9 protein-coding genes and 1 pseudogene are annotated in these 9,304 nt (G+C 68.4%); all 10 read left to right on the top strand.

All coding sequences use genetic code 11. The features are described 5' to 3' along the window. A pseudogene (locus AC3WLE_RS30295) lies at positions 1–783 on the top strand (DNA polymerase III subunit gamma/tau); the annotation flags it as partial. Positions 784–852: 69 nt separating this feature from the next. Continuing rightward, positions 853–1,185, top strand: coding sequence for a YbaB/EbfC family nucleoid-associated protein (locus AC3WLE_RS30290; RefSeq protein WP_010814258.1), 333 nt, complete (start codon positions 853–855; stop codon positions 1,183–1,185). An 8-nt stretch (positions 1,186–1,193) separates the two neighbouring features. Continuing rightward, positions 1,194–1,808, top strand: a complete 615-nt coding sequence (gene recR, locus AC3WLE_RS30285; RefSeq protein ID WP_010814257.1) for a recombination mediator RecR — start codon at positions 1,194–1,196, stop codon at positions 1,806–1,808. Between the two features lie 76 nt (positions 1,809–1,884). Then, positions 1,885–2,790 (top strand): LysR family transcriptional regulator, encoded by a 906-nt coding sequence (locus tag AC3WLE_RS30280; protein ID WP_010814256.1) that lies wholly within the window; start codon positions 1,885–1,887, stop codon positions 2,788–2,790. Positions 2,791–2,967: 177 nt separating this feature from the next. Further along, positions 2,968–4,164, top strand: coding sequence for a CaiB/BaiF CoA transferase family protein (locus AC3WLE_RS30275; protein WP_492320627.1), 1,197 nt, complete (start codon positions 2,968–2,970; stop codon positions 4,162–4,164). After that, complete coding sequence (locus tag AC3WLE_RS30270; RefSeq protein WP_492320628.1) at positions 4,161–5,129, top strand: hydroxymethylglutaryl-CoA lyase; 969 nt, start codon at positions 4,161–4,163, stop codon at positions 5,127–5,129. Before AC3WLE_RS30275 ends, AC3WLE_RS30270 begins: the two co-directional genes overlap by 4 nt. 48 nt (positions 5,130–5,177) lie before the next feature. Then, positions 5,178–6,194 (top strand): Bug family tripartite tricarboxylate transporter substrate binding protein, encoded by a 1,017-nt coding sequence (locus AC3WLE_RS30265; protein WP_492357272.1) that lies wholly within the window; start codon positions 5,178–5,180, stop codon positions 6,192–6,194. A 180-nt stretch (positions 6,195–6,374) separates the two neighbouring features. Beyond that, positions 6,375–7,418, top strand: a complete 1,044-nt coding sequence (locus AC3WLE_RS30260; protein WP_010814252.1) for an ABC transporter substrate-binding protein — start codon at positions 6,375–6,377, stop codon at positions 7,416–7,418. A 133-nt stretch (positions 7,419–7,551) separates the two neighbouring features. Next, on the top strand, positions 7,552–8,364 hold the full coding sequence (locus AC3WLE_RS30255) for an ABC transporter ATP-binding protein (RefSeq protein ID WP_010814251.1): 813 nt from the start codon (positions 7,552–7,554) through the stop codon (positions 8,362–8,364). Between the two features lie 30 nt (positions 8,365–8,394). Beyond that, positions 8,395–9,186: an ABC transporter permease gene (locus tag AC3WLE_RS30250; RefSeq protein ID WP_492320630.1), complete on the top strand. Its 792-nt coding sequence runs from the start codon at positions 8,395–8,397 to the stop codon at positions 9,184–9,186. The last annotated feature ends 118 nt before the right edge of the window (positions 9,187–9,304 follow it).

Here is a 9,304-nt window from a genome sequence, read left to right as displayed (position 1 = left end):
GCCCAACCCTTGCGCGCGCCCGGCGCGGCAGCCGTGAGCCGGCCGCCGGCACCGGTTGCGAAGGCGCCCATGCAGTCGCCGGCAGCGCCGGCACGGCCCGCCGCGCGCCAGGCGGAGCCGGAATCCGTGCCGCCCTGGGAGCTGGCGGGTGGCAGCGACGTGCCGCCGTGGGAAGAGCTGCCGCCCGACCTGCCGGCCATCGGCCCCTATGACAGCGATCCTGGCTACCGCGACAACGGTTTCAACGAACCGGCAGCGCGTGCCGCCGGGCCGCGCCGGGCGCCCGCGCGCGAGGCCGAGCCGGCGCGCGAGGCCGCTCCGGTGCAGCCAGCCGCGGCGCCGGCAGAATCCGCCAAGTTCGTCGCTCCGCGCCCGCCAGCAGCGGGCGAGGATGGCACCCCGCCGGCCTTCACCGGCGCATGGCCGGTGCTGGCCGCCGGCCTGCCCTTGAAGGGCCTGGCCCAGCAGCTGGCCTACCAGAGCGAACTGACCCAGGTGGTCGGACGTACCTTCCACCTGCGCATCCCGGTCGCGGCCCTGGGCGAGAACGGCGTGTCCGAGCGGCTGCAGCAGGCGCTGTGCGACCACTTCGGCGAGCCGGTGCGCGTGGTCTGCGAGGTGGGCGGGGTTTCCATCACCGCGGCGGCCGCCGATGCCGAGGCGCGTGCCGTGCGCCAGCGCCAGGCCGAGGCCGTGATCGAGGCCGATCCCTTTGTCCAGGGCCTGCTGCGCGATTTTGGTGGCCAGATCGTGCCGGGCTCGATCCAGCCGCGCGCCGCCTGATCCGCGGCCTGCGTTTGCTTTACCGAATCACTTCACCGAATTTCTTACCGAATCCAGGAGCATTCCATCATGATGAAAGGTCAACTCGCCGGGCTGATGAAGCAAGCCCAGCAGATGCAGGAAAACATGAAGAAGATGCAGGAGCAGCTGGCCCAGATCGAGGTCGAGGGCCAGTCCGGCGCCGGTCTCGTCAAGGTGGTCATGACCTGCAAGAACGACGTCAAGCGCGTCACCATCGACCCCAGCCTGCTGGCCGAGGGCGAAGACAAGGACCTGCTGGAAGACCTGGTCGCCGCGGCCTTCAATGACGCCGTGCGCAAGGCCGAAGCCACCTCGCAGGAAAAAATGGGCTCGATGACCTCGGGCCTGCCGCTGCCCCCGGGCTTCAAGCTGCCGTTCTGAACGCCACTGTGAAGGCATCGTCCCCGACCTCGCTGCAGGCACTGGTCGAAGCGCTGCGGGTGCTGCCCGGCGTCGGGCCCAAGTCCGCCCAGCGCATGGCCTACCACCTGCTGCAGCACGACCGCGAGGGCGCGCGCAAGCTGGGCGATGCACTGCGCGGCGCGGCGGACCATATCCGCCATTGCCAGCGCTGCAATACCTTCACCGAGCAGGAAATCTGCGAGACCTGCCTGGACGACCGCCGCGACGCCTCGGTGCTGTGCGTGGTGGAAACCCCGGCCGACCAGGTCATGATCGAGCAGACCCTGACCTACCGCGGCAAGTACTTCGTGCTGATGGGCCGGCTCTCGCCGCTGGACGGCATCGGCCCGCGCGAGATCCATCTTGACCGGCTGCTCGCGCGCGCCACCGAGCCCGAGCTGGGCGGCCCGGTCGGCGAGGTCATCGTCGCCACCAACTTCACCAGCGAAGGCGAGGCCACCGCGCACTACATCGGCGAAATGCTCAAGGCACGCGGCCTCAAGGTGTCGCGCCTGGCGCGCGGCGTGCCGGTGGGCGGCGAGCTGGAGTACGTCGATGCCGGCACCATCGCGCGTGCGGTGATGGACCGCCGCAACCTCTGAGCACGATCGCGCGGGTCCGGTTGCCCGCGCGCCGGTCACCGCGTTCTTCCGCCTTCTTCAGCTGCCTGCCTCTCCCATGAACCTGGCCCGCTTCGATCTCGTCACGCTTGGCTTGTTCGTCGCCGTGGCCCGGCAGGGCAGCATCTCGGCCGGCGCGCGCCAGTCGCACCTGGCCGTGGCCGCCGCCAGCAAGCGCATCTCCGACCTGGAAACCGCGGTCGGCGCGCCGCTGTTCTTCCGCCATGCCGCCGGCGTGCAGCTGACCGAGGCCGGCCAGGCCTGCTTCCACCATGCGCTGACCATCCTGCAGGACGTCGAACGCATGGCCGGCGTGATGTCGGACTACGCCTCGGGCGTGCGCGGGCAGGTGCGGGTGTGCGCCAACACCTCGGCGATCACGCAGTTCCTGCCTGACGACCTGGCGTCGTTCATGCAGCGTCATCCCACCATCCGCATCGAGCTGGAAGAGCAGAACAGCCGCGATATCGTCGCCGCGCTGGTCGAGAACCGCGCCGACGTCGGCATCTTTGCCGACCGCACCCCCGCGGCCGGGCTGATGACGATCGAGTACCGGCAGGACGAGCTGGTCATCATCACGCCGCCCAACCATCCGCTGGCCGCGCGCGGCCCGGTGCACTATGCCGATACGCTGGAGTTCGACTTCGTCAGCCTGCCGCAGGAAACCTCGCTGGCCGCGCGCCTGCTCGAGGAGAGCAGCCGGCTCGACCGGCCGTTCCGGCTGCGCATCCAGGTGCGCAGCTTCGATGCCATGTGCCGCATGGTGATGGCCGGCCTGGGCGTGGGCGTGCTGCCGCGCATCGCTGCCGAGCCGCACGTCAAGTCGATGGGGCTGTCGCTGGTGTCGCTGCAGGACGCCTGGGCGCGCCGCTCGCTGCTGATCGGGCTGCGCGACCCGGCCGGGCTGACGGTCTCGGCCCGTCTGCTGATCACCCACCTGTGCGGGGACCGGGCGCCGTTCTGACGCGCCCGCGCTGAGGCGCCTTCGCAGCCTTTCGCGTTCCGAGAAAGCCCGCTTCTCCGATTGCCGATTCCTGGCGGGCCCCGTGCTGGGGCACACTCCGTTCGAACGCAATGTATGACAAGCCAGTCATTGGGCTTGCCGCACTGCAGCAAAATACCGCATCGCACGGAGACACCCATGGCGCAACAGATCCTCGAGGGCATTCGCGTCCTCGAACTCGGACAACTCATCGCCGGCCCCTTTGCCGCCAAGACCCTGGCCGACTTTGGTGCCCACATCATCAAGGTGGAGCCGCCGGGGCAGGGCGACCCGCTGCGCAAATGGCGCATGCTGCATGAAGGCACCTCGGTCTGGTGGGAGGCGCAGTCGCGCAACAAGGAGTCGATCTGCATCGACCTGCGCCAGCCGGAAGGCCAGGCGCTGGTGCGCAAGCTGGCCGCCGAGGCCGACGTGCTGATCGAGAACTTCCGCCCCGGCACCATGGAGAAGTGGGGCCTGGGCTGGGACGTGCTGCATGCCGACAACCCGCGCCTGATCATGCTGCGCGTGTCGGGCTACGGCCAGACCGGCCCGAAGAAGGATGAGCCCGGCTTTGCCGCCGTGGCCGAAGCCATGGCCGGCCTGCGCCACCTGACCGGCGAGCCCGGCCGCGCGCCGGTGCGCGCCGGCCTGTCGCTGGGCGACACCATCGCCGGCCTGCACGGCGCCATGGGCGTGCTGCTGGCGCTGTACCAGCGCGACGCGCGCGGCGGCGAAGGCCAGGTCATCGACGTGGCGCTGTACGAGTCGCTGTTCAACCTGAGCGAAAGCCTGCTGCCGGAATACTCGGCCTTCGGTGCGGTGCGCCAGCCCGCCGGCGGCGCGCTGCCGGGGATCGCGCCGTCCAATGCCTATCCCTGCGCCAGCGGTGAATACGTGCTGGTGGCGGCCAATGGCGACGCCATCTTCAAGCGCATGATGCTGGCCATCGGCCGGCCCGACCTGGCCGACGATCCGTCGCTGGCACAGAACGATGGCCGCGTGAAGCGCGTCGACGAAATCGATGCCGCCATCGCGGACTGGACCCGCACGCAGACGGTGGACTCGGCGCTGGCGGTGCTGCGCGACGCGCAGGTGCCGTCTGGCCGCATCTATACCGTCAAGGACATTGCCGAAGACCCGCACTACCGCGCCCGCGGCGTGATCGAGTCGGTGACGTCGGCCGGCGGGCTCACGGTGGAAGTGCCGGGCGTAGTGCCCAAGCTGTCGGCCAGCCCGGGGGAAATCCATGACCGCGCGCCGACGCTGGGCGAGCATACCGATGCAGTGCTGAAGCAGGCAGGCTTCGATGACGCCGCCATCGCCGACCTGCGCGCGCGCAAGGTGATCGCATGAGCGCCGCCGCCAACCTGCGCGGCCCGGCACGCGTCGAGATCAATGAAGTCGCGCCGCGCGACGGCCTGCAGATCGAGCCGGTGGTGGTGCCGACCGACGCCAAGGTCGCCTTCCTCGACGCGCTGTCGGCCTGCGGCTTTGCCCGCATCGAAGCCACCTCTTTCACCTCGGCCCGCGCCATCCCGGCGCTGGCCGACGCCGAGGCGCTGATGCACCGCATGCAGCGCCACCCGGGCGTGCGCTACACCGCGCTGGTGCCCAACCTGCGCGGGCTGGAGCGCGCGCTGTCGTGCCGGCCGGATGAGGTCAACCTGGTGATGTCGGCCAGCGAGACCCACAACCGCGCCAACCTGCGCATGACGCGCGAGCAGTCGCAAGCGCAATTGCTGGCGATGATCGAGGCGGCGCGCGAAGCCGGAGTGCCGGTCAACATTTCGCTGTCGACCGTGTTCGGCTGTCCCTTCGAGGGCGAGGTCGACAGCGCCGCGGTGATGGCACTGGCCACCCGCTTCGCCGAGGCCGGCGCGGACGGCATCACGCTGTGCGACACCACCGGCATGGCCTACCCGAACCAGGTCGCGGCGCTGTGCGAGGCCTTCCAGGCCTCACTGCCCGATACCGGCCTGACCATCCACCTGCACAACACCCGCGGCATGGGCGTGGCCAATGCCCTGGCTGCCTGGCAGACCGGCGTGACGCGCTTCGACGCGGCCGCCGGCGGCCTGGGCGGCTGCCCGTACGCCCCCGGTGCCAGCGGCAACGTCAGCACCGAAGACCTGGTCCACATGTTCGACTGCATGGGCGTCGAGACCGGCGTCGACCTGGGCGCGCTGCTCGACGTGGTGGCCGGCATGCCGGCGCTGGTCGGGCGCGACCTCCACAGCCAGCTGCTGAGCGCCGGCCCGCGCCTGCGCACGCACCAGCCGCCGGCCTGGATGGCGGAGCATTTCGCCGGGCAGGCATAGCCGGCACCCAGACAAGAACAACACATCCAACAGATAACGGAGACCCTCATGAAGCAAGCCCTTCAACGCAAGTCCGCCATGCCCGCACGGCGCAAGGCCGTAGCCGCCACGCTGGCGGCACTCGGTGCGGCATGGTTCGCGCCCGTCGCCCTGGCGCAGGATGGTACCTATCCCGCCCGGCCGGTGACGCTGGTGGTATCGGCCGCGGCTGGTGGCACCACCGACATCGCGGCGCGCATGATTGCGGAACCGCTGTCCAAGGCGCTCGGCCAGCCGGTGGTGGTGGACAACCGTCCCGGCGGCAACGGCAGCATCGCCGCGCAACTGGTGGCGCGGGCCAAGCCGGACGGCTACACGCTGATGCTGCAGTACTCGGGCTTCCACGTGATCACGCCGCTGCTGGTCAAGAACCTGTCGTGGGACCCGGTCAAGGACTTTGCGCCGGTGGCCAACATCCTGTCGGCGCCGCAGGTGCTGGTGGTGCGCCCGAGCCTGCCGGTCAAGTCGCTGAAGGAGCTGGTGGCGTACGCCAAGGCCAATCCGGACAAGCTCAACTACGCCTCGTCGGGCAACGGCTCGCTGCAGCACGTATCGACCGAGCTGCTGAACCAGATGGCCGGCACGAAGATCACGCACGTGCCCTACAAGGGCACCGGCCCGGCCATGACCGACCTGCTGGGCGGCTCGGTGGACCTGACCATCACCACGCCGCCGCCGCTGATGGCCCATATCGCCGCCGGCAAGCTGCGCCCGCTGGTGGTGACCAGCAAGACCCGCCTGCCCAGCCTGAAGGACGTGCCGTCGGCGCCCGAGGCCGGCTACCCCGACCTGGACGTGTCGTCGTGGTTTGCGATGTACGCACCGGCCGGCACGCCCAAGCCGGTGATCGACAAGCTGACTGGCGAAATCGACAAGAGCATGCGCACCGAAGCCTTCCGCAAGAAGGCCGAGGACCTGGGCGCCGAGGCCAAGTACATGAGCCCGCAGCAGCTGGGGCAGTACCAGAAGGCGGAACTGGCGCGCTGGGGCAAGGTGATCAAGTCCGCCGACATCCACGCGGAATGATGGCGCGGGCTGCGGCAAGGTGATCGAAAGGTAAGGGCGTTATGCTGGCGGGTTTGCTAGGTGTTGATACCGATGCGGTGCATCGCACCGTCCGGTAGCATCGCAATTTGCCGCACCGCGGCGCGCCCCCTTCGAGCGCATGTCGCCGCAGCGCCAGTCCACACGGGTAGGAGATCTCGCATGTATAACAAGAAATTCTGGAAGCAATTCCTGATCGCGCTGGCGCTGTTCCTGGCCGGCTGGTTCACCTTCGGCCAGGCGCAGGCACAGGGCAAGCCCGAGAAGACCAAGGTCACCATCGCGGTGGGCGGCAAGAACCTGTTCTATTACCTGCCGCTGACCATTGCCGAGCGCCTCGGCTACTTCAAGGAAGAAGGGCTGGACGTCGAGATCGTCGACTTCGCCGGCGGTGCCAAGGCGCTGCAGGCCGTGGTGGGCGGCAGCGCCGACGTGGTCTCGGGCGCCTACGAGCACACCATCAACCTGCAGGCCAAGGGCCAGCGCTACCAGGAATTCGTGCTGCAGGGCCGCGCCCCGCAGATCGTGCTGGTGGTGTCGAACAAGACCATGCCCAACTTCAAGTCGATCGCCGACCTGAAGGGCAAGAAGATCGGCGTGACCGCGCCGGGCTCGTCGACCAACATGATGGCCAACTTCGTGCTGGCCAAGTCCGGGCTGAAGCCTTCGGACGTGTCGTTCATCGGCGTGGGCGCCAGCGCCGGCGCGGTGGCCGCGATGCGCTCGGGCCAGATCGATGCGATGGCCAACCTGGACCCGGTGATCTCGATGCTGACGCAGAAGAACGAAGTGCGCATCGCCTCCGACACCCGCACGCTCAAGGACACCCAGGCCGTGTTCGGCGGCAATATGCCGTCGGGTTGCCTGTATGCGTCGCAGGCGTTTATCCAGCAGAACCCCAACACTACGCAGGCGCTGACCAATGCCATGGTGCGCGCGCTCAAGTGGCTGCAGAAGGCGGGCCCGTCGGACATCGTCAAGACCGTGCCGGAAAGCTACCTGCTGGGTGACCGCGCGCTGTACCTGGCCGCGTGGGAAAAGGTCAAGGAAGCGATCTCGCCGGACGGCACCATGCCGGCCGACGGCCCGCGCACCGCGTTCAATGCGCTGAGCCAGTTCGACGCCGAGCTCAAGGGCAAGCCGGTCAAGCTGGAAGAGACCTACACCAACGCCTTCGTGCAGAAGGCCAACGCCAAGTACAAGTAAGACCCTCGCCGTCGATGCCATCGGCCCGCTGCCCGCAGCGGGCCTTTGCTTTGAAACCTTGACGGCCAATCCATCATCACCCGCCCGCGCCGCGCCCCCCGGCGCCGCCACGGCGGGACCGAGACGGTTCATCATGAGCACTCCCGCACTTTCCCTCGACAAGGTTACCTGCACCTTTGTCTCGCGCGATGACCGCAGCCAGCGCTATACCGCGGTCCAGGACGTCACGCTGTCGATCCAGCCCGGCGAATTCGTCTCCGTGGTCGGCCCCACCGGTTGCGGCAAGTCCACGCTGCTCAACGTCGGCGCCGGCCTGCTGGAACCCTCCAGCGGCGAGATTCGCGTGTTCGGCGAGCCCCTGCGCGGCATCAACCGCCGCGCCGGCTATATGTTCCAGACCGAGGCGCTGATGCCCTGGCGCAGCGCCCTGGACAACGTCGTCGCCGGCCTGGAGTTCCGCGGCGTGGCGCGCGCCGAGGCCGTGCAGCAGGGCGAGGAATGGCTGCGCCGCGTGGGCCTGGGCGGCTTTGGCGACCGCTATCCGCACCAGCTCTCGGGGGGCATGCGCAAGCGTGTCGCGCTGGCGCAGACGCTGGTGCTGGACCCGGACATCATCCTGATGGACGAACCGTTCTCGGCGCTGGATATCCAGACCCGCCAGCTGATGGAGAACGAGGTGCTGGAGCTGTGGGCCGCCAAGCGCAAGGCCGTGCTCTTCATCACCCACGACCTGGACGAGGCCATTGCCATGAGCGACCGTGTCGTGGTGCTGTCGGCCGGCCCCGGCACGCACCCGATCGGCGAGTTCGAGATCGACCTGCCGCGCCCGCGCGACGTGGCCGAGATCCGCAACCATCCGCGTTTTGTCGAACTGCACGCCGCGATCTGGGACGTGCTGCGCGAGGAAGTGCTCAAGGGCTACGCCCAGCAGCGCAAGGTGGCCTGAGCCCTCCAACCTAACAAGACCTGAATCCCGATGGCATTCCGTACTGATTCCAAGGGCATGCTGCGCGTCTGGCAGCTGCTCGTCCTGGTGGTGATCCTCGGCGTGTGGCATATGGCCACGCGCTCGCAGCAGGTTGCCTTTTTCTTCGGCGAACCGCTGATGGTGGCGCAGCGCATCTGGAGCTGGTTTATCGTCGAGCGCGATATCTACCTGCACCTGGGCGTGACGCTGATCGAAACCGTGCTGGCCTTCGGCATCGGCACGGTGGCGGGGCTGGGCGTGGGCCTGTGGCTGGCGCTGAGCCCGATGACCTCGGCCATCCTCGACCCCTACGTCAAGGCCATGAACTCGATGCCGCGCGTGATCCTGGCGCCGATCTTCGCGGTCTGGTTCGGCCTGGGCATCTGGTCGAAGGTGGCGCTGGCGGTGACGCTGGTGTTCTTCATCGTCTTCTTCAACGTCTACCAGGGCGTCAAGGAAGTGAGCCCGGTGGTGCTGGCCAACGCGCGCATGCTGGGCGCCAACCAGAAGCAGCTGCTGCGCCATGTCTACCTGCCCAGCGCCACCAGCTGGGTGTTCTCGTCGCTGCATACCTCGGTGGGCCTGGCCTTCGTGGGCGCGGTGGTGGGCGAATACCTGGGCTCGGCGCGCGGCGTTGGCTACCTGATCCTGCAGGCCGAAGGCACCTTCGACATCAATACCGTGTTTGCCGGCATCGTGGTGCTGACGGCGTTTGCGCTGGTGCTGGACTGGATGGTTGGCATGGGTGAGAAGCGGCTGATGAAGTGGCAGCCGCAGAGCGGGGAGACGGAGAAGCTTTGATGCAAACCTGCCGGCAAGCGCTGCTGGCCGGCGGTTTGCTCCCCTCTCCCGCTTGCGGTGTATAGACCGGGGACATAGGTAACACCTGTTCGGGGACATGGGTAACACAACTAGACTG

Source organism: Cupriavidus sp. FW306-1B-F12B (assembly GCF_058781795.1).
Note: the sequence above shows the minus strand (reverse complement) of the source record. Positions and strands in the feature narration are given on the sequence as shown.